The organism is Neogemmobacter tilapiae, from assembly GCF_014652215.1.
Classification (GTDB): domain Bacteria; phylum Pseudomonadota; class Alphaproteobacteria; order Rhodobacterales; family Rhodobacteraceae; genus Neogemmobacter; species Neogemmobacter tilapiae.
Map to the genome: position 1 here is coordinate 68799 of NZ_BMYJ01000002.1, position 22234 is coordinate 91032.

At 60.5% G+C, this 22234-nt stretch carries 27 protein-coding genes; 12 read left to right on the forward strand and 15 right to left on the reverse strand.

The genetic code is table 11. The annotated features are described in order from the left end of the window. Positions 1 to 33 precede the first annotated feature (33 nt). Entirely contained in the window at positions 34 to 450 is a 417-nt protein-coding gene (locus tag IE095_RS03360) for a c-type cytochrome (protein WP_189410217.1), read from the forward strand. Positions 451 to 500: 50 nt separating this feature from the next. On the opposite strand, the gene IE095_RS03365 is transcribed toward IE095_RS03360, so the two are convergent. Both IE095_RS03365 and IE095_RS03370 read right to left on the reverse strand, forming a co-directional pair. Next, on the reverse strand, positions 501 to 794 hold the full coding sequence (locus tag IE095_RS03365) for an I78 family peptidase inhibitor (RefSeq protein ID WP_189410218.1): 294 nt from the start codon (positions 792 to 794) through the stop codon (positions 501 to 503). Positions 795 to 805: 11 nt separating this feature from the next. After that, positions 806 to 1069, reverse strand: coding sequence for an I78 family peptidase inhibitor (locus tag IE095_RS03370; protein WP_189410219.1), 264 nt, complete (start codon positions 1067 to 1069; stop codon positions 806 to 808). Positions 1070 to 1202: 133 nt separating this feature from the next. Between IE095_RS03370 and IE095_RS03375 the strand changes: the two genes are divergently transcribed. From IE095_RS03375 to IE095_RS03385, 3 genes are all read left to right on the forward strand, one after another. Next, positions 1203 to 2333, forward strand: a complete 1131-nt coding sequence (locus IE095_RS03375; RefSeq protein ID WP_189410220.1) for an S-(hydroxymethyl)glutathione dehydrogenase/class III alcohol dehydrogenase — start codon at positions 1203 to 1205, stop codon at positions 2331 to 2333. A gap of 75 nt (positions 2334 to 2408) precedes the next feature. Beyond that, positions 2409 to 3011, forward strand: coding sequence for an ATP-dependent Clp protease proteolytic subunit (locus IE095_RS03380; protein WP_189410221.1), 603 nt, complete (start codon positions 2409 to 2411; stop codon positions 3009 to 3011). Between the two features lie 15 nt (positions 3012 to 3026). After that, a complete protein-coding gene (locus IE095_RS03385; RefSeq protein WP_189410222.1) occupies positions 3027 to 3812 on the forward strand; it encodes an NYN domain-containing protein in 786 nt (261 codons plus the stop codon). Between the two features lie 4 nt (positions 3813 to 3816). Here the strand turns inward: IE095_RS03385 and IE095_RS03390 are convergent, their stop codons facing one another. Then, complete coding sequence (locus IE095_RS03390; RefSeq protein WP_189410223.1) at positions 3817 to 4446, reverse strand: TetR/AcrR family transcriptional regulator; 630 nt, start codon at positions 4444 to 4446, stop codon at positions 3817 to 3819. A 121-nt stretch (positions 4447 to 4567) separates the two neighbouring features. Between IE095_RS03390 and mbfA the strand changes: the two genes are divergently transcribed. Then, positions 4568 to 5545: an iron exporter MbfA gene (mbfA, locus tag IE095_RS03395; RefSeq protein ID WP_189410224.1), complete on the forward strand. Its 978-nt coding sequence runs from the start codon at positions 4568 to 4570 to the stop codon at positions 5543 to 5545. After that, complete coding sequence (locus IE095_RS03400; RefSeq protein WP_229804466.1) at positions 5542 to 6000, forward strand: YaiI/YqxD family protein; 459 nt, start codon at positions 5542 to 5544, stop codon at positions 5998 to 6000. The genes mbfA and IE095_RS03400 overlap by 4 nt, the downstream gene beginning before the upstream one ends. Here IE095_RS03400 and IE095_RS03405 read toward each other — a convergent pair whose 3' ends face one another. Beyond that, positions 6001 to 6219: a YdcH family protein gene (locus IE095_RS03405; RefSeq protein ID WP_189410225.1), complete on the reverse strand. Its 219-nt coding sequence runs from the start codon at positions 6217 to 6219 to the stop codon at positions 6001 to 6003. Between the two features lie 223 nt (positions 6220 to 6442). Between IE095_RS03405 and IE095_RS03410 the strand changes: the two genes are divergently transcribed. Continuing rightward, positions 6443 to 6868: an Hsp20 family protein gene (locus tag IE095_RS03410; protein ID WP_189410226.1), complete on the forward strand. Its 426-nt coding sequence runs from the start codon at positions 6443 to 6445 to the stop codon at positions 6866 to 6868. 3 nt (positions 6869 to 6871) lie between these two features. Further along, a complete protein-coding gene (locus tag IE095_RS03415) occupies positions 6872 to 7099 on the forward strand; it encodes a DUF1150 family protein (protein ID WP_189410227.1) in 228 nt (75 codons plus the stop codon). Here IE095_RS03415 and IE095_RS03420 read toward each other — a convergent pair. The 3 genes from IE095_RS03420 to trxB form a co-directional block, all read right to left on the reverse strand. Then, on the reverse strand, positions 7086 to 8021 hold the full coding sequence (locus IE095_RS03420; protein WP_189410228.1) for a glycosyltransferase family A protein: 936 nt from the start codon (positions 8019 to 8021) through the stop codon (positions 7086 to 7088). The two genes, IE095_RS03415 and IE095_RS03420, sit on opposite strands and share 14 nt — an antisense overlap. An 81-nt stretch (positions 8022 to 8102) precedes the next feature. Further along, positions 8103 to 9809, reverse strand: a complete 1707-nt coding sequence (locus tag IE095_RS03425; protein ID WP_189410229.1) for a bifunctional sulfate adenylyltransferase/adenylylsulfate kinase — start codon at positions 9807 to 9809, stop codon at positions 8103 to 8105. A 228-nt stretch (positions 9810 to 10037) separates the two neighbouring features. Further along, a complete protein-coding gene (trxB, locus tag IE095_RS03430; protein WP_189410526.1) occupies positions 10038 to 10973 on the reverse strand; it encodes a thioredoxin-disulfide reductase in 936 nt (311 codons plus the stop codon). A 176-nt stretch (positions 10974 to 11149) separates the two neighbouring features. Between trxB and IE095_RS03435 the strand changes: the two genes are divergently transcribed. Together IE095_RS03435 and IE095_RS03440 are read left to right on the forward strand one after the other, a co-directional pair. Next, the gene (locus IE095_RS03435; protein ID WP_189410230.1) at positions 11150 to 11650 is read left to right on the forward strand and encodes an Lrp/AsnC family transcriptional regulator; all 501 of its coding nucleotides are present in this window, start codon (positions 11150 to 11152) and stop codon (positions 11648 to 11650) included. A gap of 273 nt (positions 11651 to 11923) precedes the next feature. Beyond that, a complete protein-coding gene (locus tag IE095_RS03440; protein WP_229804467.1) occupies positions 11924 to 12079 on the forward strand; it encodes a hypothetical protein in 156 nt (51 codons plus the stop codon). A gap of 125 nt (positions 12080 to 12204) precedes the next feature. Here IE095_RS03440 and pgeF read toward each other — a convergent pair whose 3' ends face one another. The 3 genes from pgeF to lgt are packed head-to-tail and all read right to left on the reverse strand — an operon-like array spanning position 12205 to position 14882. Further along, complete coding sequence (pgeF, locus tag IE095_RS03445; protein ID WP_189410232.1) at positions 12205 to 12966, reverse strand: peptidoglycan editing factor PgeF; 762 nt, start codon at positions 12964 to 12966, stop codon at positions 12205 to 12207. After that, positions 12959 to 14011, reverse strand: coding sequence for a class I SAM-dependent methyltransferase (locus tag IE095_RS03450; RefSeq protein WP_189410233.1), 1053 nt, complete (start codon positions 14009 to 14011; stop codon positions 12959 to 12961). Before IE095_RS03450 ends, pgeF begins: the two co-directional genes overlap by 8 nt. After that, complete coding sequence (gene lgt / locus IE095_RS03455) at positions 13998 to 14882, reverse strand: prolipoprotein diacylglyceryl transferase (RefSeq protein ID WP_189410234.1); 885 nt, start codon at positions 14880 to 14882, stop codon at positions 13998 to 14000. Before lgt ends, IE095_RS03450 begins: the two co-directional genes overlap by 14 nt. Before the next feature lie 136 nt (positions 14883 to 15018). Between lgt and IE095_RS03460 the strand changes: the two genes are divergently transcribed. Continuing rightward, positions 15019 to 15267 (forward strand): accessory factor UbiK family protein, encoded by a 249-nt coding sequence (locus tag IE095_RS03460; protein WP_189410235.1) that lies wholly within the window; start codon positions 15019 to 15021, stop codon positions 15265 to 15267. Positions 15268 to 15351: 84 nt separating this feature from the next. Here the strand turns inward: IE095_RS03460 and IE095_RS03465 are convergent, their stop codons facing one another. Both IE095_RS03465 and IE095_RS03470 read right to left on the reverse strand, forming a co-directional pair. After that, a complete protein-coding gene (locus tag IE095_RS03465; protein WP_373295391.1) occupies positions 15352 to 16413 on the reverse strand; it encodes a quinone-dependent dihydroorotate dehydrogenase in 1062 nt (353 codons plus the stop codon). Next, on the reverse strand, positions 16410 to 16748 hold the full coding sequence (locus IE095_RS03470; protein WP_189410236.1) for a DUF952 domain-containing protein: 339 nt from the start codon (positions 16746 to 16748) through the stop codon (positions 16410 to 16412). The genes IE095_RS03465 and IE095_RS03470 overlap by 4 nt, the downstream gene beginning before the upstream one ends. 153 nt (positions 16749 to 16901) lie before the next feature. Here IE095_RS03470 and IE095_RS03475 point away from each other — a divergent pair, with 153 nt between their 5' ends. Continuing rightward, complete coding sequence (locus IE095_RS03475) at positions 16902 to 18503, forward strand: bifunctional metallophosphatase/5'-nucleotidase (RefSeq protein WP_189410237.1); 1602 nt, start codon at positions 16902 to 16904, stop codon at positions 18501 to 18503. 31 nt (positions 18504 to 18534) lie between these two features. Here IE095_RS03475 and IE095_RS03480 read toward each other — a convergent pair whose 3' ends face one another. From IE095_RS03480 to IE095_RS03490, 3 genes are all read right to left on the reverse strand, one after another. Then, complete coding sequence (locus IE095_RS03480; protein ID WP_189410238.1) at positions 18535 to 20307, reverse strand: S8 family serine peptidase; 1773 nt, start codon at positions 20305 to 20307, stop codon at positions 18535 to 18537. Between the two features lie 106 nt (positions 20308 to 20413). Further along, entirely contained in the window at positions 20414 to 20650 is a 237-nt protein-coding gene (locus IE095_RS03485) for an Lrp/AsnC family transcriptional regulator (RefSeq protein ID WP_189410239.1), read from the reverse strand. A gap of 22 nt (positions 20651 to 20672) precedes the next feature. After that, positions 20673 to 22202, reverse strand: coding sequence for an ATP-dependent DNA helicase (locus tag IE095_RS03490; protein ID WP_189410240.1), 1530 nt, complete (start codon positions 22200 to 22202; stop codon positions 20673 to 20675). Positions 22203 to 22234 lie beyond the last annotated feature (32 nt).

Consider the following 22234-nt stretch of genomic DNA (forward strand, 5'->3'; position numbering starts at 1 on the left):
GCCCATGTTTGGGCCACCTGAAAGGAAGCCAGAATGAAACTGCTGAAATCCCTTGTGCTTGTCGGTGTTGTTGCGGGTGGGGCGGCTTTTGCCGATACGCCGCGGGAGGAATTGATGAAATCCTTCGGCGCGGCGGCCAAGACTTTGGGCCAGATGGCGGGCGGCGATGTGGCCTATGATCAGGCTGCGGCTGAGGCGGCGAAACTCGCGCTGGTGGAAGGGGCGGGAAAGATCGCAGCCACCTTTGAAGCGCCGCCTGCCGAGGGAGAGGAAACCGAGTCCAAGCCCGAGATCTGGACGAATTGGGCCGATTTTGTCGCCAAGGGTGACGCTTTGAAAGCCGCGGCTGAGGGGATGGATGTGGCCAGTGCCGAGGGCATCGGTGCGGGCATGGGCGCGATTGGCGGCACCTGCAAGGATTGCCATACGCTGTATCGCGCGCAGAATTAACGCCCTTTGATTTGGCCCCCGGCCCTGTTGTGGTGCCGGGGGCTGTTCGTTCAGCCGCAGGTGACGCTGGTGATGAAACCCGTGTCGTCGATGTTGAAGTTCACGCGGTTTTCCTGAAAATCCATCGTGACCATCGTGCCGGGCTGGATGACCCGCATCGGCTGGGAAAAGCGCATGGTTTCCAGCACCGCCTCTTTCCGACCGATCAGGGATTGCAGGCCGCTTGCACCACAAGCATCGGGCGTCTCGCCTGGGGTGGCAGGGGTTTGACCGGGTTCGTCGCCGCCCGTCGCGGGCATACAGGCGGCCAAGGCCAAGGGCAGGGCCAGAAACAGTTTGCGCATAGAAATTCCTTTCAACCACACCAAAGCCGGACAATCCGGCCCTGGTCATCCAGATCGGCGTTCAGCCGGGTTTCGCTGTAATCCTCGGTAATGGCAGCACCCGGTGGGATCAAGCGGACGGTGCCTTGGATCGACGACATTTCTTCCAAAAGGCGTCCCGGCTGGCCGACAAGATTGGCGCGGGCGACGGCCCCACAAGTGTCGGGTGGGGTTTCAGCGGTGGCCGTGCAAGCCGCCAGACCAAGGGCTGCGACAAGGAAAACGGATCGGCGCATGGCGGGCCTTTCTGATGATCTTTCCTCAGTTCACCACGGTCGGGGCGCGTCTGGCAAGGATCAGGTCGATTCCTGCGTTGCAAAGCCGCGAGGTTTCGCCCATCCCTTGGGAAACCTTTGGAGGATCAGCCCCATGCGCACCCGTGCCGCCGTCGCCCTTGCCCCCGGCAAACCGCTTGAAGTGATGGAAGTGAATCTGGAGGGCCCAAAATGGGGCGAGGTTCTGATCGAGGTGAAGGCGACTGGGATTTGCCACACCGACGAATTCACCCTGTCGGGTGCCGATCCCGAAGGGTTGTTTCCCGCCATTCTGGGGCATGAAGGGGCAGGGATTGTTCTGGAATGCGGACCGGGCGTGACCAGCCTGAAACCGGGCGACCATGTGATTCCGCTGTACACGCCGGAATGCCGCCAGTGCCCGTCCTGCCTGTCGCGCAAGACCAACCTTTGCACCGCGATCCGCGCAACCCAAGGTCAGGGGATGATGCCCGACGGAACCACCCGTTTCAGCATGCTGGATGGGACACCCATTCACCACTACATGGGCTGTTCCACCTTTGCGAACCATACGGTGCTGCCGGAAATCGCGCTGGCGAAGGTGCGGGAAGACGCGCCTTTCGACAAGATCTGCTACATCGGCTGTGGCGTGACGACAGGCGTCGGCGCGGTGATCAACACGGCCAAGGTGGAGATTGGGGCCAAGGCCGTGGTCTATGGCCTGGGTGGCATCGGCCTGAACGTCATTCAGGGCCTGCGGCTGGCCGGGGCCGATATGATCATCGGCGTCGATATCAACAATGACCGCAAGGGCTGGGGCGAACGCTTCGGGATGACGCATTTCGTCAACCCCAGGGAAATCGAAGGCTCGGTTGTCCAACACATCGTCAACATGACAAAGACCCCCTTCGATCAGATCGGCGGGGCGGATTATTCCTTTGACTGCACCGGCAACGTGCAAGTCATGCGCGACGCCCTGGAATGCACCCATCGCGGCTGGGGCCAGTCGATCATCATCGGCGTGGCCCCGGCGGGGGCCGTCATCGAAACCCGGCCCTTCCAACTGGTGACGGGGCGCGTCTGGAAAGGCACCGCCTTTGGCGGCGCGCGGGGGCGGACGGATGTGCCCAAGATCGTCGATTGGTATATGGACGGCAAAATCCAGATCGACCCGATGATTACCCATACGATGGGGCTGGACGACATCAACAAAGGGTTCGAGCTGATGAAGCGCGGCGAAAGCATCCGGGGCGTGGTGGTTTACTAAGGGGGTCATGCCCCCTTCACCTTCCCCCGCAAAGCCCTTAGCTTAGCCGAAACACGCGATGGAAAGGCCTGACCGATGCTGTTCAACCGTATGGACGACGACGCCCCCGCCAAGGATGAAAAGGACGATAAGCCCGGCATGGCCGAGGCGATGTTCTTCAAGACCCGTTCCATCGTCATCACCGGCGAAATCAACGACAAGCTGGCGGCCCGTGTCGCCTCGCAGCTTTTGGCCCTGGCCGAGGACAACGCCGAAAAGCCGATCAATATGTTCATCTCTTCGCCCGGCGGTCATGTCGAAAGCGGTGACATGGTCCATGACATGATCAAGTTCATCAAACCGACGGTGCGCACCATCGGTTCGGGTTGGGTCGCCAGTGCGGGTGCTTTGATCTTTGTGGGCGCTGACAAGGCCAACCGTTATTGTCTGCCCAACACGCGGTTCCTGCTGCACCAACCCTCGGGCGGGATCTATGGCAAGGTTTCCGACATGGCCATTCAGGCCGAACAGATCCGCCAGATGCGCGACCGCTTCCATGTGTTGTTCGCCGAAGCCACCGGCCAGACGCCTGAGCAGATCGAAAAAGACACCGCCCGCGATTTCTGGCTGACCACTGACAAGGCCAAGGAATATGGGCTGCTGGGCACTGTGATCCGCAACGTCTCGGAATTGAAGTAAGCGAAGGGGACCGCCATGGCCGATGCCAAGCTCTTGGCGGTTCTGATCGACGCAGACAACGTCCCCGCGCGCCATGCTGGGGCGATACTGCGTGAGATTACGGCCTTTGGCGAACCCAGCCTGCGGCGGGTTTATGGCGATTGGTCCAGTTCCGCGCTTTCAGCTTGGAAGGAACAGGCGCGGGAGTTGGGGCTGGTCATGCATCAGCAATCGGCCAACACCAAGGGCAAGAATGCGTCCGACATCGGCCTTGTGATTGATGCGATGGACATTCTGCACCGGGGCAAGGTGGATGGATTTGTGTTGGTATCCTCGGACAGTGATTTCACCCGACTGGCCAGCCGCATCCGCGAAGACGGGCTGGAGGTGATTGGCATTGGCGAGGCGAAGACACCGGAATCTTTGCGAAATGTTTGCAATCGTTTTGTGTTGATTGAGAATATTACGACTTTGGATGACCATCCGAAGGAATTGTCCCCACCGCCAAAGCCAAATCCGAAGCTTGCGGCGGGACAGGAGAAAAAAGCCGAAGCGCCAACTCAGGTGCCAATGGCAGAAGCCCCGAAGAAAGATCCACCTTCCAAGGTTATCCCTTTAGTTCTTGATGCGATGAAGAAAATTGACCCGGATCAGGAATGGTTTGGGTTGGGGCAGATTGGCCAGTTCATCGTGAAAGCAAAGCCTGATTTCGATTCACGCACCTATGGCAGCGCCAAATTGTCGGATCTTCTAACAAAGACGGGTCGGTTCGAGGTGAAGCAGGGCAGCGGCAACAGCCTTGTCGTGCGCGACAAGGCTTGAGGTCCTAGGCGTCCACCTTGGCACCATAGCGCGCCATGAACATCTCAACCGCCGCTTTCGCCGTTTTCTCGATGGCCTTGGCGGTGGTCTTGCGATCCACCCCCAGCAGACGTTCGTTGAACAGCCCCGCCTTGCACAGTTCGACAAACTGGTTCGCGGCCAAATCGAGATCCTCAATCACCAATTCGCCGCGGTCCACCGCCTGCCGCAAATAGTTGCACAGCAACCCGCAGCCCGCCTGCGGACCGGTCTCATAAAACGCCCGCCCGATCTGAGGAAATTTCTCAGCCTCGCTGACGGCGATTCGATACATCTGCAAACCGAAATCCGACAGTTTGAATTCGGCGATCTTCTGCGCGGCCTCTAGCAAAACCTCGCGCGCGGGACGGTCGTCTTCAACCTCGGCTGCGGCCTGTTCGGTTTGGCGCGTGCATTCCGTCAGCGCAATCTCAAGGAACAACAGACGCTTATCTGGGAAATAGGCGTAAAGCGTGGCCTTGCTGACCCCGGCCTCACGCGCGATGTCATCGACCGAAGCGCGTTCATAACCATCCCGCAAAAACACGGTTCGGGCACCTTGCAGCACCTGATCGAACTTGCGTCCGCGATGGATTTTTTCGACGACGGCGGTCATGATCTGCTCTCTTTCCCGTGAGCGTAGCGAGTGAAACCCGTTGCGGCAAGCCTACCGCTGCGGAATTGGGGTTGCGGCTTTGGGCCACGGGTATAACTTAGAAACATTCTAAGAGGTTTCAATGCTGCCCGGTCTCGCATCACGCCGTCGTTTTTCCGATCTGTCGGAACAGGAAGTCTTGGCCTTGGCCATTTCGTCGGAGGAGGACGATGCAAGGATCTATCGCACCTATGCGGAAAGGCTGCGGGAGGAGTATCCAGCCTCGGCGGCGGTCTTTGACGGCATGGCGGCTGAGGAGGACGGGCATCGGCAGCGGCTGATCGACCTGCATCGGGCGCGGTTCGGTGAGGTGATCCCGCTGATCCGCCGGGAACATGTGGCGGGGTTTTATGCGCGCCGTCCCGTTTGGCTGAACCAATCGCTTGGGCTGGCGGCGATCCGGGCCGAGGCGCGGGCGATGGAGGTGCAGGCGCAACGCTTTTATGAACAAGCGGCGGCACGGGCCAGCGATGCGGCGACACGGCGGCTGCTGGGTGATCTGGCCGCAGCCGAGGCGGGACATGAGACAAGGGCCGAGGCGCTGGAGGGTGAGCATCTGGACGGGGGTGCGCGCGCGGCAGAGGATCAGGGCGAGCGGCGTCAGTTCATCCTGACATGGGTGCAGCCGGGTCTGGCAGGGCTGATGGACGGGTCGGTCAGCACTTTGGCCCCCATCTTTGCGACCGCTTTCGCGACACAAAACACTTGGACGACTTTTCTGGTGGGGCTGGCAGCATCGGTGGGTGCGGGCATTTCGATGGGCTTTACCGAAGCCGCGCATGATGATGGCGTGCTGTCGGGGCGGGGTTCCCCATGGAAACGGGGCTTTGCCAGCGGCGTCATGACGATGCTGGGCGGCCTTGGCCATGCCTTGCCCTATCTGATCCCCGATTTCTGGACCGCAACGACAGTGGCGATGGTGGTGGTCTTTGTCGAACTTTGGGCCATTGCATGGATCCAGAATCGCTATATGGAAACCCCATTCCTGCGGGCGGCATTGCAGGTGGTTCTGGGGGGCGCACTGGTCTTTGCAGCGGGGGCGCTGATCGGCGGGGGATGATGGACGCAGTGCTTTTGATTGACGCCGATGCCTGCCCGGTGAAGGCCGAGGCGGAACGGGTGGCGACGCGTTTGGGCGTGAGGATGGTGCTAGTGTCGAACGGCGGCATCCGGCCTTCGGCGAACCCGTTGGTGGAAAGTGTTTTCGTCGGTGCTGGACTGGACGAGGCCGACAAATGGATCGCCGAACAGGCGCGGCCGGGCGCGGTGGTGGTGACGGGGGATATTCCGCTGGCGGCGCGCTGTGTGGAAAACGGCGCACGGGTGGTCAAGCACAATGGCGAGGAACTGACGCGGGCGAACATCGGGAATGTATTGGCGATGCGCGACCTGATGGCTGACTTGCGCAGCGCTGACCCTTTCAGGCAGGGCGGTGGCAAAGCCTTTGGCAAGGCCGACCGGTCGAGGTTTCTGGATGTGCTGGATCGCGTCTTGCGCGCGGCGGCGCGCGGCTGATCAGGCGATGATGTCGGGGATCAACTGATCCTCGATCTTGACGATGTGATCCTTCAGCGCCAGCTTTTGCTTTTTCAGCCGCCGCAGGGTCAGCACATCGGGGCGGCCCGAGGTTTCAAGGGCGTGGACCGCTTCGTCCAGATCACGATGTTCCCGGCGCAGAACCTCCAGCTTGATGCGCAGCATCTCTTCCAGGTTCAGTTCCATCGATGCATTCATGGCGGCAGGCTTTCCGAATCGCTGGCACATTGCAAAGGGCGCGCCCTTTGCAAATGCACTATAGCGGAATTTGATCCGTGGCGAAAATGATCTGGGGTCTAATTGGCCCTATTCAAGTGGATGCGGGCTTGCACGGCTGAAATCCGCCCCCCATATTCAAGACAAGGTCATGCCGGAAAGCGGGTGGCCGACGTGAACAGTCGCTTGATGCAAGGACGCACGCATGACGAAATTGACCTTCGGGGCCCATCCTTATCTGCTGGGCTTTGACCAGCTGGAACGCCTTGTCGAACGGGCGGTCAAATCCTCGGGGGACAGCTATCCTCCTTTCAACATCGAAGCCGTCAGCGAAAACGCCTATCGCATCACCTTGGCCGTGGCCGGTTTCCGCGAGGATGACCTGCAGATCACGGTGGAAGATCGTCAATTGGTCATTCGCGGCCGTCAGGGCGAGGATGAACAGGGGCGCGTCTTTCTGCATCGGGGCATTGCCGCTCGGGCCTTTCAGCGGGCCTTTGTGCTGGCAGATGGGGTTGAGGTGGCAGGGGCCTTCAGCGAACACGGGCTGTTGCACGTCGATCTGAAACGGGTGGTGCCGGATACGGTGGTGCAGACCATCGCGATCCGTTCCGCAGGCAAGAAAGGATAGACCATGCAGACGAAATTCAACGCGCTTCCGGGTGGCGAGGCCCCTATCGTCTATGTGCGGGCGGTGAAAGTCGCGGATCTGCCGGAAGAGATTCAGGAACAGGCGGAGGGGCACGATACGCTGTATTCGGTGCATCGCCCGAATGGGGAACGTCTGGCACTGGTGGTGGACCGGCAGATGGCCTTTGCTCTAGCGTTGCAGAATGATCTGTCGCCCGTTAACGCCCACTGACCAGCCGTTTCAGCCGGCGTCTGAGACGCTGTCTGAGAGTTGGAGGTTTGGGCCTAGGTTTTTTTATCGTCGTTCTGGGCCGCCCTGAAGAAATTTCATCGGGTGCTCCTGGTTGCCAGATACCTTTTTCTTGGCGGAACCAGTTTACGCAGGCCTTGTTGGCTGCCCAACGGTCGTGATTTTCAATGGTATCGTGCAGCAACGGGCGCACGAGATGCATGCAAGGATGGGTCATGGGGTTCGGAATGCGGTGATCGACCCAGATGGGGATGTCGCGCAGTTCCAAGTGGCCAGACAGCCAAAAATCATCGACGGTCCAGATCACCGGCGGCAGATCAAAGATACCCGAGTCAAAGAATTTCGGGCAGATCAGAACGCCACCACGGCCAAGCAGCGTGTCGGTAAATCCACTGGATTTGAACAGAGGTTTGGCCAGCGGCAGGGGCGGGCGGCTCTGAGTCAGATGGGCCGCCAGTTCGTCGGTTTCCCATCGCTCGGCCCGAGGTAGGCGATGGGGTGGCCGGGTGCGACCAAACAACGAGTTCAGTTCAGCTCCATGGGCGCAGAGCGCGACTTCGGGGCGATCTTGGGCCGCGAGCAGAAATGTGGCCAGCCAGTCGGCGGGGTATAGGTTGTCATCATCGCAAAAGAGGATGTTTACCTCTTGTCCAGCAAAGCGTTGCAGGGCCGGCAAAACCTTGGTCGCGGGACCATGATCCTGCGCGCAGCGGACAATCGTTACCCCCGCTGGCACCTTCGGCAAGGTTCCATCCCAATCAGGAAAGCGGCGATAGCTTTCGGGTATGAACAGCAGGACGGGGGCACTAGCCCCCTGCTGATCGACCAATGTCTGCAAAATTGGCCCCAAAAAGGGAAAGCGCGGCGGGATCGAAGACAAAGTGATGTAGGTCGGACGAGTCATGCTCCTCACTGACCCGGCTGTCCCCAAAAAACAAGGGCCGCCCCGACGTCACAGGGCGGCCTTTTGCATCTTCTTTAAAGATCAGGCCTTGATCAGGCCCATGCTTTCCAGTTTCAGGATCACCTGTTGGGCGCAGTTGTCGACCTCGGCGTTTTCCGTTTCGACCACAAGTTCGGCCTTGGTCGGGATTTCGTAGGGATCGCTGATCCCGGTGAACTCCTTGATCTTGCCTTCACGCGCCAGTTTATACAGGCCCTTCCGGTCGCGGCGTTCGCATTCCTCGACGCTTGTCGCCACATGCACTTCGATGAAAGCGCCGTAGTTTTCGATCATCTCACGCACAGCGCGACGCGTTGCGGTATAGGGCGCAATCGGCGCGCAGATGGCGATGCCGCCGTTCTTGGTGATCTCGGACGCAACATAGCCGATCCGCTTGATGTTGATGTCGCGGTGTTCCTTGCTGAACCCCAGTTCCGAGGACAGATGTTTACGCACCACATCACCGTCCAGCAGGGTAACCGGGCGACCCCCCATCTCCATCAGCTTGACCATCAGCGCGTTGGCAATCGTCGATTTGCCCGAACCCGACAAGCCGGTGAAGAAAACGGTAAAGCCCTGCTTGTCACGCGCAGGCGAGGTGCGGCGCAGTTGTTTCACCACTTCGGGGAAGCTGAACCATTCCGGGATTTCCAGACCTTCGCGCAGGCGGCGGCGCAGTTCGGTGCCACTGATGTCCAGAACGGTGGTGCCTTCCGGCACTTCGTCCACCGGGAAATACTGGGCGCGTTCCTGCACGTAGACCATCTGCTTGAAATCGACCATTTCGATGCCGATTTCTTTCTGATGTTCGGCCACCAGAACCTGCGCGGCATAGGGGTCATAGAAGTCTTTCCCCGCCGAGTTCTTGCCGGGGCCAGCATGGTCGCGACCGACGATGAAATGGGTCAGCCCGTGGTTCTTGCGGATGATCGCGTGCCAAAGCGCCTCACGCGGGCCACCCATGCGCATGGCGAGATTCAGGAGCGACAGGTGCGTCGTCGATTGCGGGTATTGGTCCAGCACAGCCTCATAGCAACGCACGCGGGTGAAATGGTCCACGTCGCCCGGTTTGGTCATGCCGACGACGGGGTGGATCAGCAGGTTGGCCTGAGCCTCTTTGGCGGCGCGGAAGGTCAGTTCCTGATGCGCGCGGTGCAGCGGGTTGCGGGTCTGGAAGGCGACAATGCGCTGCCAGCCGAGTTTCTTGAAATAGGCGCGCAACTCGTTCGGCGTGTCGCGGCGCGAACGGAAATCATAATGGACGGGCGCTTGCAGCCCCTTGACCGGGCCGCCCAGATACACCTTGCCCGCCTGATTATGCAGATAGTTCACCGCCGGGTGGGCCAGATCGTCGGCCCCGAACACCTTTTCCGCCTCAATCGCTTTGTTCGGGGTCCACTTGTCGGTGACCGACATCACCGCCAGAATGACGCCCTCGGCATCGCGCAGCGCGATGTCGGTGCCCGGTTCCACCTTTTCCGCAAAAGCCTCGGACACATCCAGCGTCACCGGCATCGGCCAAAGCGTACCGTCCGCGGTGCGCATGTTGTGGACGACGCCATTGTAATCGGCCTCGGTCAGGAAGCCTTTCAGCGGATAAAAGCCGCCGTTCATCAAGAGTTCCAGATCGCAGATCTGACGGGCCGACAGATCCCACGAAGGCATCGCACCTGCGTCATTCTTGAGCGCCTTTGCGGCCTCGGGTGAAACGTAAAGTTCGGGAATCGGGGCGTGGTTGGAAGGAACCATCTGTGTCGTGCCTTTCACGAATGCAAATCTGCCCCGAAAGGGGCCTTTGGCGGGGCGTTTACTCCTTACTTTGCAGGGTTTTCAAGCGCTGGCGGCAAGGATCGGCGGAAATAGGGCGGAAAATGCGGGGGCGATGGGGGATTTGGAACGGGTTTCCAGCCCCAGAAGGCAAAATAGGTCAGTTTCCCGACCTGCGCCGCAGGTCGGGGTGTTGGGCGGCAAATGTTCTTAATGCCCCGCCAGAAATTTTTCCGCATCCAGCGCCGCCATGCAGCCCATTCCGGCGCTGGTCACGGCCTGACGATAGACATGGTCGGTCAGATCGCCCGCCGCAAAGACACCGGGAATCGAGGTGCGGGTTGTGCCCGGTTCGACCTTGACGTAGCCGCCGTTGTGCAGCTCCAGCTGGTCTTTCACCAATTCACTGGCCGGCGCATGGCCGATGGCCACAAAGAACCCGGCGCAGGGGATCACCGTTTCCTCGCCCGTCTGGACATTCCGCGCCCGAACGCCGGTAACGCCGAGGGGGGCGGTGTCGCCCAGAACCTCGGTCACTTCGGAATTCCAGACCACCGAGACCTTGGGATGTTTGAACAGCCGGTCCTGCATGATCTTTTCCGCCCGCAGGCTGTCGCGCCGGTGGATCAGCGTCACCTTGCTGGCAAAATTCGTCAGGAACAGCGCTTCCTCAACAGCGGTATTCCCGCCACCGATGACCACAATCTCTTTGCCACGGTAAAAGAACCCGTCACAGGTTGCGCAGGCCGAAACGCCAAACCCTTTGAATTTCTCTTCCGAAGGTAGCCCCAGCCATTTCGCCTGCGCCCCCGTCGCCAAAATCACCGCATCGGCGGTATAGGTCGTGCCGCTATCGGCCTTCGCGGTGAAGGGCCGCGCCGACAGGTCCAGACTAGTGATGTAGTCGCTGATGATCTCGGCCCCCATCGCCTTGGCATGCTCTTCCATCCGCTCCATCAGGTCGGGGCCTTGCACGTGGCTCTCGCCCGGCCAGTTTTCCACCTCGGTCGTGATCGTCAGTTGCCCGCCGGGTTGCAAGCCCTGCACCAGAATCGGGTTCAGCATTGCCCGCGCCGAATAGACGGCGGCGGTATAGCCTGCGGGGCCAGAACCGATGATCAGCAGGCGGGTGTGGCGGGTCGACATGGGCGCACCTTTCGTTTTGGCTGATCCGATATAGGTTAGCCGGGCGGCGCCCGAAAGCCCCGGAATTGCGGTCATGCTTGCCGCGCATGACGTTCGTTTCTTGCGTGACAGCGAAACATTCTTGCGATTGGCGATCGAGAAAGGTAATCCTACACGCTGTTGAAAAGGAAAGCCTCATGCCCGGACAGAAACTCGACGCCATCGACCGTAAGATATTGGCCGAATTGCAGGCCGATGGTCGGATGACCAATGTCGAGTTGGCCAGCCGGGTGGGCATTTCGGCACCGCCCTGTCTGCGCCGTGTGCGTGCCTTGGAAGAGGCCGGGTTGATCAAGGGTTATCATGCCGATGTGAATGCCCGCGATCTGGGTTTTGAGGTTGGGGTTTTCGCCATGGTCCGTCTGAAGTCGCAGGCGGAAACGGACCTGATGGCCTTCGAGGCGCAGGCGCGTTCTTGGTCGCTGGTCCGGGAGTGTCATATGCTGAATGGAGAGATCGACTTTATTCTGAAATGTGTTGCCCCCGACCTGTCCAGTTTTCAGACATTTCTGACCGAAAAACTGACATCGGCCGAGAATGTTGCCAGCGTCAAAACCAGCCTCGTGATCCGCTGTGCCAAGGATGAGCCTGGCGTTCCCTTCGACGTGGTAGAGGCAAGAGCGGCACGGCAGATATGAACGGAAAAGGCGACCCCTGAGATGGTGCGCAGAGGATCGCACCGGGGGTCGCCATTCTGACACTGATCCCGTGGCCGAAAAGCAACCATCGAGAGCCTTCGCAGGCATGTATGCCAGAAAGATTAAGATTTGTCAAAATTCCGCTTGACCGCGGCAGATTTGTCAAATTCCTTCAACGCTCTGAAACTGTTGAAAGATTTCTGATTCTGATCAAATGTTCAAAAATTTGATGAAAATCAGCGACGTTTTCTTTTCACGCACAGGTTGAAAGCGATGAAAGTCGTTGGTTTCGCCGATTCAGTGCAAGCGGCGCAGCTTTTGCCGTTCGCGCATTGCTTCGGCGAGGTCTGGATGGGCCTCGTCGCTGCGGGGCGACTGGCGCAGACTGCGCGTGAGGCCAACGCTGCGGCGGCTGGTGATGATGATTGACCGCATCCAGCGGCGTTTAACGGAAAGTTGTTGCACTGGTCCCACCCCATTTCGATATCCCCTTGTCACGGGGATTTGGGGCAAGCTTGGGGCAGGGGCGTGCCGCAGTTGTGAAACGTTTACGCCTAAAGCCGGATGGTCGAAATTAGGCGGCCATAATCGGCCTCACCGGCATGGGTGGTGCGGCGGTAGGAAAAGAATCGTTCGGCATCGGAAAAAGTGCAATGGCGCGTCCATTCGGCATGACCGACGCCATGGGCGCGCAGCCGATGCAGAGCAAGGCCCGGCAAGTCAAACAGCGCCCGGTCGCCGTTGCCTTGCGCAAAAAAGCGGGCGTTGTCGCGGTCGTCATCGACAAAGCGTTCGACGAATTCGGGGCCGACTTCATAGGCGCGTTGGCTGATGGTGGGGCCGATCGCCACGCGGATGTTTTCACGCTGCGCGCCCAATTTCTCCATCGCGTCCACCGTTGCCTCCAGCACGCCGTCCATCGTGCCGCGCCAGCCGGCATGGGCTGCCCCAATGATCCCGGCGACAGGATCAGCGAACAGGGCCGGCTGGCAATCGGCGGTCAGCACGGCAAGGGCGATGCCGGGGGTGGCCGTCACCAAGGCATCGGCCTGTGGCTTCGGCAGGCCTTCGGGCTGCGGTGCGGTCAGGGTGACGACGGTGGGCGAATGCACCTGATGCACATTGGCTAGGTGGGAAAGCGGAACACCCATAGCCTCGGCCACGCGGGCGCGGTTGATCTGCACCACTTCGGCAAGGTCCGAAGATCCCGTGCCGCAGTTCAGCCCAGCAAAGATGCCCGAAGAAGCGCCGCCCTTGCGGGTAAAGAACCCGTGGCGGATGGGCGAAAGGGCATCGCTGGTGATGATTTCAAGCATCGGGAAATCCTGCGGGCGGCGGGGCGTCGGCCGGGAACAGGGCCAGTGCCTTGAACAGCGTCCCCATTTCTGTGGCCCCGGTCAAGCGGCGGGTTGCGGCTCGGTGGTTTTCAAGGGCGGGGCCATGCAGTTTCGCTGCCAATTTTTCGGACCTTTGGGCGATGCCCAGCGCAGAAAGCAGCGCCCCTTGGGTGGTGTAGCGATAAGCTAGGCCCGGGGGCACTAGTGCCTGAAAATCGACATGGGCGGTGATGTCGGCCTGTCCGGGGCTTTGGGTGACAGGCACCCTCTGATGTCGGGCAAGAGCCTGCACCGTGTCGCCCAACGACCGCCAATCGCCATAGTCGATGATCAAGGCCAAGCCCTTGGCCAGGCGGCGGGTGATGGCCGACAGAATGGCGGGCGCAGCAGGGCAGATTTCGACGATCTGCCCGGATTGCGTATCCGCCAACCGATGATCCAGTGCTGCGACGGGCAGGGCCGGGTTGCGGCCAAGGGTCAATTGGCCGTCTTTTAGGCCCATCATCGTTTCTTCCCATCCGTCTGGAGCGCGGTGGAACTGGCGAATGGGCAGGGCGTCAAAGAATTCGTTGGCGATCAGGAACAGGGGTTGATCGGGCAGGTTATCCGCCTGATCCGCCCATTGCGCCGGATGTTGCCCCAAAGCTTGGCGCTGCGTTTGGCGCAGGGCAGGCGAGGCCTCGACCAGCCAGACCTCGGCCGCCTGATGGAGGCCAGGCACGCCCCGCGTCGCGCGCAGGATGTCGGCCATCAGCGTGCCGCGACCGGGGCCAAGCTCTGCCAGCGTAAAGGGCGAGGGGGATCCTTGATCCAGCCAAGCCTGCGCCAAACAAAGCCCCAGCAATTCGCCGAACATCTGGCTGATCTCGGGCGCTGTGGTGAAGTCGCCCGTCGCACCAAAGGGCTGGCGGGTGGTGTAGTAGCCATGCTCCGGGTTCAGTAGGCATTCGGCCATATAATCATGCAGCGTCATCGGCCCGGTGGCCGCGATCCGGCGGATCAGCAGATCCTCAAGCGGGGTCATGCTTGGCCCTAAGAATGAAATACAGGCCGACAAGGATCATCGGCAGAGACAGGATCTGCCCCATGGTCAGGCCCCAGCCGCCCAGATGGAAGGCCAGACCCAAAGGGTTGCCTTCGCTGATGAACTGCGGATCAGGCTGACGGACGAATTCGACGGCAAAGCGTGCCAGCCCATAGCCTGCCAGAAACATCCCCATGACGCGGCCCGGATAGCGCAGGAAGCCGCCGCGCCAGACGGCCCACAGCAGGACGATGCCCAAAAGCAGGCCTTCCAATGCCGCCTCATACAATTGGCTGGGGTGGCGTGCGCAGGTGCCCGCGACAAGGCCTGCGCAATTCTGCGCCGCTTCACCCGGAAAGATCACGCCCCAAGGCAGATCGGTCGGGCGACCCCAAAGTTCGGCATTCACAAAATTTGACAGCCGCCCCAGCAGCAGGGCCGGGGGCGTGGCCATGGCAATCAGATCGGCCCCTTTCAGCGGGTCGATCCCTTCGCGCCGGAAGAACAGCCAGCAGGCCAGAACGACCCCGGCAAAACCGCCATGAAACGACATGCCGCCATTCCAGACTTGCAGGATCTGCCCCGGATTGGCGAGGTAATAGCCGGGTTGATAGAACAGCATGAATCCCACGCGACCGCCCAGAATGACGCCGACGATGGCCCAAGTGACCAGTTGTTCCAACTGATCCTTGGTCATCGGCGGGTCGCTTGCCCAAAGCCGCGTGCGACGCAAAGCGCGGGCGATCAGCCACCAGGCGATCAGCAGGCCAAAGATATAGGCCAAGGCATACCAGCGCAGCGCCAGATGGAAACCGCCGATGTCAATGGCGAACAAATCGGGCGAAAGGTTCGGAAAGGGAATGCCGTTCATGCTGTCCACTGTTTTGCGCCGGGCCGTCTGCGATTGCGCCGGTTTTCGGGCGGGCAGGGGGGGAAGTCAACCGGCCTGCCTTGCGGGTGGGGGGCATCAGGGCCATATTGGCGCAAAGGTGATAGGGAGAGCCGCAATGCAGGGGCGCAACAAGTTTCTGGACGACATGTCGCAACTGATGACCAATGCGATGGGCGTGGCGCAGGGGGCCAAGACCGAGGCGGAAACGGCGATGAAAAGCTGGATCGACCGCTGGATGGCCGACCGTGATTTCGTGACGCGGGAAGAGTTCGATGCCGTGCGGGAAATGGCTGCGAAGGCACGCGAGGAAAATACGGCGCTGGCCGCGCGGCTTGCGGCGATTGAGGCCAAGCTGAACACCTGATCGGATGGACATCAAGCGGCATCCAACGCTTCGATGCGGAGCGGGTTGTTTCTGTCGTATGTCGCCAAATCAGCGATGGAATTATCAAAGCCAGAGGTGACTTTCGGTCCCGATGGCTGTTTGGATGCTGCTGTGTCCGTCCCTTGCCAAAAGTTGGTCGAGAGTCGTTGCGACTTCCTTGACGAGCGAAAGCCCTTGCCAGACCATAGCGCTGTATATCTGCACGGCAGAGGCCCCAGCCTTGATTTTGGCATAGGCCTGCTCGGCGTTGCCAACCCCACCCACACCAATCAGCGGAATACGCCCTTCTGTGGCTTGGAAAAGTTGCGCAAGCACCCGTGTTGATTTCTGGAACAGGGGTTGGCCGGAGAGGCCGCCCGTCTCGTCCTTGTGAATGCTGCTCAGACCCTGACGCGACAGGGTGGTGTTGGTGGCGATGATGGCTGAAAGGCCGGTTTCCAAGGCGACGTCGGCGATGTCTTCGATTTCTGCCGGGGTCAGGTCGGGCGCGATCTTCAGGAAAATGGGGATGGGCCGGGGCAGGGCGGCACGGGCCTGCATCACGCCTTGCAGCAGGGCGGTGAGGGCGGCGGGGCCTTGGAGATCACGCAGCTTTTCGGTGTTGGGGGAGGAGACGTTGACGGTGGCGAAATCGACATGGGGGCCGCAGATGGTCAGCACTTGGGCGAAATCGGCGGCGCGGTCGGTGCTGTCCTTGTTGGCCCCAAGGTTCAGGCCGACGGGCACGCCCTTTGGCCTTGCGGCCAGACGGGCGGCGATGGCCTCGGCCCCTTGGTTGTTAAAGCCGAAGCGGTTGATGACGGCCTGATCTTCGGTCAGGCGGAACAAGCGGGGCTTCGGGTTGCCGGGCTGTGGGCGGGGGGTTGCGGCGCCGACTTCGACAAAGCCGAAACCGGCGCGCATCAGGGCGGGCAGGGCTTCGGCGTTCTTGTCATAGCCTGCCGCCAATCCCAAGGGGTTGGGCAGGGAAAGCCCGGCCAGTGTGGTCGCAAGGCGGGTGCTGGTGACGGGGCCGGGCAGAGGCATAAAGCCAGAGCGCAAAGCCAGAAGCGACAGGTGATGGGCGCGTTCGGGGTCGATCCGGTGCAAGAGCGCCAGCCCCGCCTTTTCCAGCAAGGTCGTCACAGCAGGCCTTCGGGGAAGATATGGCCAGTGGCGCCCAAGGGCAGAGATTTGTCCCAGACGACATCGGCCATGCTCAGCTTGCGGTAAAGATGGGGGAACAAGGCCCCACCGCGCGAGGGTTCCCATTTCAGGGCCGGGCCAAGGGCGGCATCATCCAAGGCAACCAGAACCAGATCGCTTTCGGTGGCGAAGTGTTTCGCCGCCGTTTCGGCCACCTGCTGGGCGGTCGAGATATGGATATAGCCATCCGTCAGGTCGATGGGCGCGCCTTGGGTTTCCCCGGCGGCTTTGAAGGCATCCCATTCGGGGCGGCGAAAGATTTTGTAGATCAGCATGGGCCTTCCATGCACCGGAGCGTGGCATTGGTCAATGGTTCGGCAATGTCACGCCCATGTCGCAGAAACTTGGGAAGCGAGGGGGAAAGGCTTTTGACTCTGTGAACGGGGCGCTCCAGAGTTGACGCAATCAACCAACAAGGGAGTGTTTCCATGACCCGTTTCTGGTATTCGACAGCCGCTGTTCTGGCGCTTTCGGCGGGGGCCGCGCAGGCTGACTACACCCTGCATGTTATTCACATCAACGATCTGCACAGCCGGATTGAGGCGATCAACGGTTTTGACAGCACCTGCTCCGCTGAAGAAGCGGCTGAAAATAAATGCTTTGGCGGCATTGCGCGCGTCAAGACCAAGATCAACGAATTGCGCGATGGTCTGAAAGCGGCGGGCGAGAATGTGATCGTCGTCGATGCGGGGGACCAATATCAGGGCAGCCTGTTCTATTCGACCTATAAGGGCGAATTGGTGGGTGAGCTGATGGAAAACATCGGCTTTGACGTGATGGCCGTGGGCAACCACGAATTCGACGACGGGCCCGAAGGCATGGTGCCTTTGCTGGACAAGGTCAGCTTTCCGATCATTTCCGGCAATATCGATGTGAGCCAGTCGAATGTGCTGAAAGATCGGATCCAGAACCATGTCGTGCTGGAGGTGGGCGGCGAAAAGATCGGGATCATCTCGGCCCTTGCGATTGATACGCCGGAAACATCCAGCCCCGGCGAGGCGGTGATTTTCAGCCCGGAGATCGACAGTCTGGCCGCCGATGTAGCAGCGCTTGAGGCGGAAGGCGTGACCAAGATCATCGCCTTGAACCATGTGGGCTATGTGAAGGACATGGCGATTGCGGCGGCGGTTCCAGGAATTGATGCGGTGGTGGGCGGTCATTCGCATACGCTTCTTTCAGCGACCGATCCGAAACGCGGCGGGCCTTATCCAACCTGGGTTGATGGGCAGAACGGGGCCTTGGTACCTGTGGTGCAGGCCTATGCCTATTCGAAATATGTGGGGCATCTGGTTCTGACCTTTGACGATGCGGGGAACCTGAAGTTTGCCGAAGGGGATACGATCCTGCTGGATGCCAGCGTGACGCCGGATGCCGAGCTTGAGGCGCGGGTCAAGGAACTGGGTGGGCCGATTGAAGAGTTGAAGTCGAAGGTGGTCGCCGAAAGCACCGCAGATATCGACGGCAGTCGCGAAACCTGCCGGGCGGTGGAATGCGCGATGGGCAATCTGGTGGCCGAGGCGATGCTGGACCGGGTGAAGGATCAGGGCGTGACCATCGCCATCCAGAACGGCGGCGGGGTCAGGGCCAGCATTGACACCGGGCCGGTGACGATGGGCGAGGTGCTGACGGTGCTGCCGTTCCAGAATACACTGTCCACTTTCGAAGTGGACGGGGCGGCGGTCGTCGCGGCGCTGGAAAACGGGGCAAGCCAATTGGAAGAAGGTGCCGGGCGTTTCGCGCAGGTGGCGGGTCTGAAATACACGCTGGACCCGAAAGCCCCGGCGGGCAGCCGCATTTCCGATGTGCAGGTTCTGATCGGGGGGGATGCCTGGGGGCCGATTGATCCGGCGGCGACTTACAAGCTGGTGTCGAACAACTATGTTCGTGGTGGCGGCGACGGGTTCAAGATGTTCGTCGGTGCTGCCAATGCCTACGACTTTGGTCCGGATCTGGCCGACGTGGTAGCGGAATATTTGGCCAAGGTTGGACCCTATGCGCCTATCGTCGATGGGCGTATCACGGTGAAGTAAATGCCAAGGGCCGGGCAAAACCCGGCCCTTTCTATAACCATAATATGCTGTCACCGGACAAATGGGTTTGCACGGGCAAAAAAGCAGCCAGCCATCGCTCGTGGCCGTCCGAAAGCCAAAGCCGCCCTGTTTGTTCATTCAGAGACCAAAGAAGTCCTCGGGGCAGGGCAAGGCGGTCCTCCTTTGGATCAAAATCGACAAGGCGATCAGCCCCGCCATCCGTTAGCACAAAAACATCGGCCCCTTGGCCCCCTATCAGGATATCGCGGCCACCCCCCCCTTCCAGCCGATCCGCCCCGCCGCGTCCCGAGAGCCAGTCCCGACCATCGTCACCGATCAGCCTGTTCTGCCTGCTGTCGCCTGCAAGTCGATCCGCATCTGCCGTGCCGATTAGGTCTTCGTAGCCACTCAGCCCGAATGTGACGCTCCCCAACTTCCCTCGGCCAAGATGCAGATCAACTTGCGCCCCACCTTTGGCGGCGGCCATATTGAGCATGTCCCGACCACCGTCCGAGTCGACAATCATGCGATGTTTGGGCTCGGCTTGGACTCGTGCAGCGAAACGATCCGTCAACACGGTCACGTCGTTTGGGCTGTCCACCTGACCGAACAGCGTCAAGGCCCCGACAGTGACGTCGGCGGCACCTTCGACGCGGATGCGCCATAGCCCGCCACTGTCTTCGCCGCGAAAGCCAGCGGCAGAAAACAGGTGATCGAATTCTGTCAGGCCAGGCGCACCGTTCAGCAAAAGACTTTCGTGGCCGCTGGGCGAGATCAGAAACACCCGCAACTCACGAAGGTCTTCTCCTTTGATATGCAAGTCAATTTCTACCCATTCCAAGTGCATGCCCGACCGGACGTGAAAGCCGCTGTCGATTGGAAGGCCTGCAAACTGTTCCTGATTCGCTAGGCTCTGACCACCCGTCCAATGTCGTGCGAGCCGCACCGCCGCTTCTGCATCCAGCAGGCCAAATCCCATTTGCGCGCTGTGGATCAGCCCTGCCGCATTGGCGGCACCCTCACCCGGACGGGCAGTCAGCGCCAGAATATTTTGGACGTCCCGAAAGTCCAAATTCGGGTTCACCGCCAGCATCAGGGCAATCGCGCTGCTGACCAAGGGGGCAGCAAAAGAGGTTCCAGACACTTGGGCATGACCATCTGGCCCATCGGACGTCAGCAGCCATTGCCCCGGCGCGGTGAGGAAAAGATTGGCCCCGCTGGCCGAAAACGGTGCGATTTTTCCATCCTGATCACTAGCCCCAACGGCAATACTGCGCCGCCCACCAGTCAGGTTGTGAAGGCCGACATCGCCTGTGCCATTACCGGCCGCAAAGACAAACACAGTTCCAAGCCCGCCGCGCCCCTGCATCAGGGCTTGATCCAAAGCCTCAGACAACGCAACCCCGGCCCCGGTGAAGCTATCGGCCAAGGCCGCGACAAAACCCCAAGAGTTGTTCGAAACGTCAACGGCTGACTGTTGGGCTAGAACCTGCGCCAAATCGGCTATTGTCAGCGGTTGATCAAAATCGAGCGCGGTTACCTGCAATTCGGCGGCGGGCGCGCCGCCAATACCGCCGAACGCGTTCGCATCCGATCCAACGATCAGACCGGCCACTTGCGTGCCATGATCATCGCCGGGGCTTGCTGTCAGCTTTTGGGTGGTCAAATCGGGATTGCTTGACCAAACACCCCCATCGATCATGCCCACTCGGATACCGATGCCACGGCTCAGGAGCCACGCCCCTGCAAGGCCCGTTCCGCCCTGCCCATCCAACAACCACCAGTGACTTTGCGGAACTCGCATGTAACCTCCTGCCCGTGCAGGACCGGCCTAGCGCCGCAGCGTTAAGTTGGGTGGAAGGAAAATCAGTTCTCTAAAAAGCCAATCAATCGAATTTGATTGATCCGTTCTAAAACGCCTTGAATGTCATCGTCGTCAGCGTCCGCTGTATCCCCGGAATGTCGAACAGTCGCTCGCTCAGGTAATGGCCGACATCCGCCTCGTCCGGCACATAAACCTTGGCTATTAGATCGTATTCGCCGCTGGTGGAGTACAGTTCACTCACCACCTCGCGGTCATAGATCGCATCGGCCACCGCATAGGTCTGTCCCGGCGTGCAGCGAAACTGGACAAAGACGCAGATCATTTCCGTTCTCCCTTTTCCATGTTTATTCCTCGCCCCCTGAAAGCGCTAGAGCGGGGGCCGTCACGGCGCGCAGGTCTTCGACCGTCAGGCCGCCCCTAGGCTTTGCCAAGCGGTTTCGTGTTACCCAGATCAATCGCCGTTCCGCCCTTGTGATCGCCACATAGGTCAGCCGCTTCCACAGGGCAATTCCCGCCTCGGCCCGACCGCTCGCCGCGGCGGCCCAGATGTCCGGCGCAAAGACCTGGACCGTTTCCCATTGTGAGCCTTGCGCCTTGTGGATTGTCACCGCCGCCCCATGCAGAAAAGCCGCCCCCATCTTGGCCGCGGCCGGGATGAACGGCTCTTCTTCGTCCGGCTTTTCGATCTTGATAATGGATGCCGCGCTGACCTGCGGGTCTTCGGCACCCATCACATGCAGACGGGCAAATCCATCCCGATTTCCAGGCCCCAGATAGATCACTTGCGCCCCTTTGATCAGTCCTCTGGCCTCCAGATCGATCCGCTTTTTCCTGTGCTTCAAGGGCAGTTCGATGCCGTCGCAGATCAAGGGCTCGCCCGGGATCAGTTCGAATTCCGGCGCCCCAAAGGCCGCACGAAAGGCGGTGATCAGCCGCACCCGTGTGGCATTCCGCCAGACCAGCACAGGCGAGCGCGCCATCAGATCGCTTTCCACCCGTTCCTGCACCAGAACGCGGTCATCCTTGGCCGCCGCCTTTTCCACCATCCGCTCGAATTCCTCGAAGCCCAGGGCCGGGTCAGAGAGGGCATGGGCCAGATCGAGAATCGGGTTATCCTGCGTTTGCCGGTGGATGCGGTGCAGTTCCAGCCGCTTGCTGGCGGGCAATTTTTCAAAAACCATCTGCCCTGACTGCCCGACCGGGGCCAGCTGCGCTGGATCGCCGAACAGCACCAGCGTCGGGAAGATCTCTTTCAGATCTTCGAACTGTCGATCATCCAGCATCGAGGATTCATCGACAAAGCCCACATCCAGCGGCTCTTCGCGCCGTTTCCAGCCCTTGATGAAATCGCTGCCGCGAAGGCCTGCTGCCGCTAGGGCGCCGGGGATAGAGGCGACTTGATCGTAAAAAGCCTTGGCCCGGTCCAGCGCCAGATCCGTCAGCCCCTCGACCACGGGCCTTGTGCCGTTGCCCGTCAGCCATTCGGCAATGCGCTCATACTCCGGGTCATAGACCGGCGTATAAAGGATCCTGTGAATGGTTGTTGCGGGCACGCCCCGCAGCCGCAGGACCGAGGCGGCCTTGTTCGTGGGGGCCAGAATGGCCAGCGTGCGGCGGTCCTTGCGCCGGCGACCCTCATAATCGCCCGAAATGATATCAACTCCGGCGGATTTCAAAGCCTTGTAAAGCTCGGCCAAAAGCAAGGTCTTGCCCGAACCCGCCTTGCCCATCACGGCCAGAACACGACTGCTGCCTTCGGACATTGGCGACAGGGCCGAATCTTCAAGGTCAATGCCCGCATCATAAAGCGCGGCGCTGATGCGGTCATGGGCTTCCGCCTGATCGTCAGAAAGTGTGGCCACAGGCAGTTGCATGGGGTGCAACATACTCAAGCCAAGCGCCGGGT

Bases quoted from the DNA above. Each gene is read 5' to 3' on its own strand.
- IE095_RS03360 (WP_189410217.1), top strand. From the start codon at position 34: ATGAAACTGCTGAAATCCCTTGTGCTTGTCGGTGTTGTTGCGGGTGGG.
- IE095_RS03365 (WP_189410218.1), bottom strand. From the start codon at position 794: ATGCGCAAACTGTTTCTGGCCCTGCCCTTGGCCTTGGCCGCCTGTATG.
- IE095_RS03370 (WP_189410219.1), bottom strand. From the start codon at position 1,069: ATGCGCCGATCCGTTTTCCTTGTCGCAGCCCTTGGTCTGGCGGCTTGC.
- IE095_RS03375 (WP_189410220.1), top strand. From the start codon at position 1,203: ATGCGCACCCGTGCCGCCGTCGCCCTTGCCCCCGGCAAACCGCTTGAA.
- IE095_RS03380 (WP_189410221.1), top strand. From the start codon at position 2,409: ATGCTGTTCAACCGTATGGACGACGACGCCCCCGCCAAGGATGAAAAG.
- IE095_RS03385 (WP_189410222.1), top strand. From the start codon at position 3,027: ATGGCCGATGCCAAGCTCTTGGCGGTTCTGATCGACGCAGACAACGTC.
- IE095_RS03390 (WP_189410223.1), bottom strand. From the start codon at position 4,446: ATGACCGCCGTCGTCGAAAAAATCCATCGCGGACGCAAGTTCGATCAG.
- mbfA (WP_189410224.1), top strand. From the start codon at position 4,568: ATGCTGCCCGGTCTCGCATCACGCCGTCGTTTTTCCGATCTGTCGGAA.
- IE095_RS03400 (WP_229804466.1), top strand. From the start codon at position 5,542: ATGATGGACGCAGTGCTTTTGATTGACGCCGATGCCTGCCCGGTGAAG.
- IE095_RS03405 (WP_189410225.1), bottom strand. From the start codon at position 6,219: ATGAATGCATCGATGGAACTGAACCTGGAAGAGATGCTGCGCATCAAG.
- IE095_RS03410 (WP_189410226.1), top strand. From the start codon at position 6,443: ATGACGAAATTGACCTTCGGGGCCCATCCTTATCTGCTGGGCTTTGAC.
- IE095_RS03415 (WP_189410227.1), top strand. From the start codon at position 6,872: ATGCAGACGAAATTCAACGCGCTTCCGGGTGGCGAGGCCCCTATCGTC.
- IE095_RS03420 (WP_189410228.1), bottom strand. From the start codon at position 8,021: ATGACTCGTCCGACCTACATCACTTTGTCTTCGATCCCGCCGCGCTTT.
- IE095_RS03425 (WP_189410229.1), bottom strand. From the start codon at position 9,809: ATGGTTCCTTCCAACCACGCCCCGATTCCCGAACTTTACGTTTCACCC.
- trxB (WP_189410526.1), bottom strand. From the start codon at position 10,973: ATGTCGACCCGCCACACCCGCCTGCTGATCATCGGTTCTGGCCCCGCA.
- IE095_RS03435 (WP_189410230.1), top strand. From the start codon at position 11,150: ATGCCCGGACAGAAACTCGACGCCATCGACCGTAAGATATTGGCCGAA.
- IE095_RS03440 (WP_229804467.1), top strand. From the start codon at position 11,924: ATGAAAGTCGTTGGTTTCGCCGATTCAGTGCAAGCGGCGCAGCTTTTG.
- pgeF (WP_189410232.1), bottom strand. From the start codon at position 12,966: ATGCTTGAAATCATCACCAGCGATGCCCTTTCGCCCATCCGCCACGGG.
- IE095_RS03450 (WP_189410233.1), bottom strand. From the start codon at position 14,011: ATGACCCCGCTTGAGGATCTGCTGATCCGCCGGATCGCGGCCACCGGG.
- lgt (WP_189410234.1), bottom strand. From the start codon at position 14,882: ATGAACGGCATTCCCTTTCCGAACCTTTCGCCCGATTTGTTCGCCATT.
- IE095_RS03460 (WP_189410235.1), top strand. From the start codon at position 15,019: ATGCAGGGGCGCAACAAGTTTCTGGACGACATGTCGCAACTGATGACC.
- IE095_RS03470 (WP_189410236.1), bottom strand. From the start codon at position 16,748: ATGCTGATCTACAAAATCTTTCGCCGCCCCGAATGGGATGCCTTCAAA.
- IE095_RS03475 (WP_189410237.1), top strand. From the start codon at position 16,902: ATGACCCGTTTCTGGTATTCGACAGCCGCTGTTCTGGCGCTTTCGGCG.
- IE095_RS03480 (WP_189410238.1), bottom strand. From the start codon at position 20,307: ATGCGAGTTCCGCAAAGTCACTGGTGGTTGTTGGATGGGCAGGGCGGA.
- IE095_RS03485 (WP_189410239.1), bottom strand. From the start codon at position 20,650: ATGATCTGCGTCTTTGTCCAGTTTCGCTGCACGCCGGGACAGACCTAT.
- IE095_RS03490 (WP_189410240.1), bottom strand. From the start codon at position 22,202: ATGCAACTGCCTGTGGCCACACTTTCTGACGATCAGGCGGAAGCCCAT.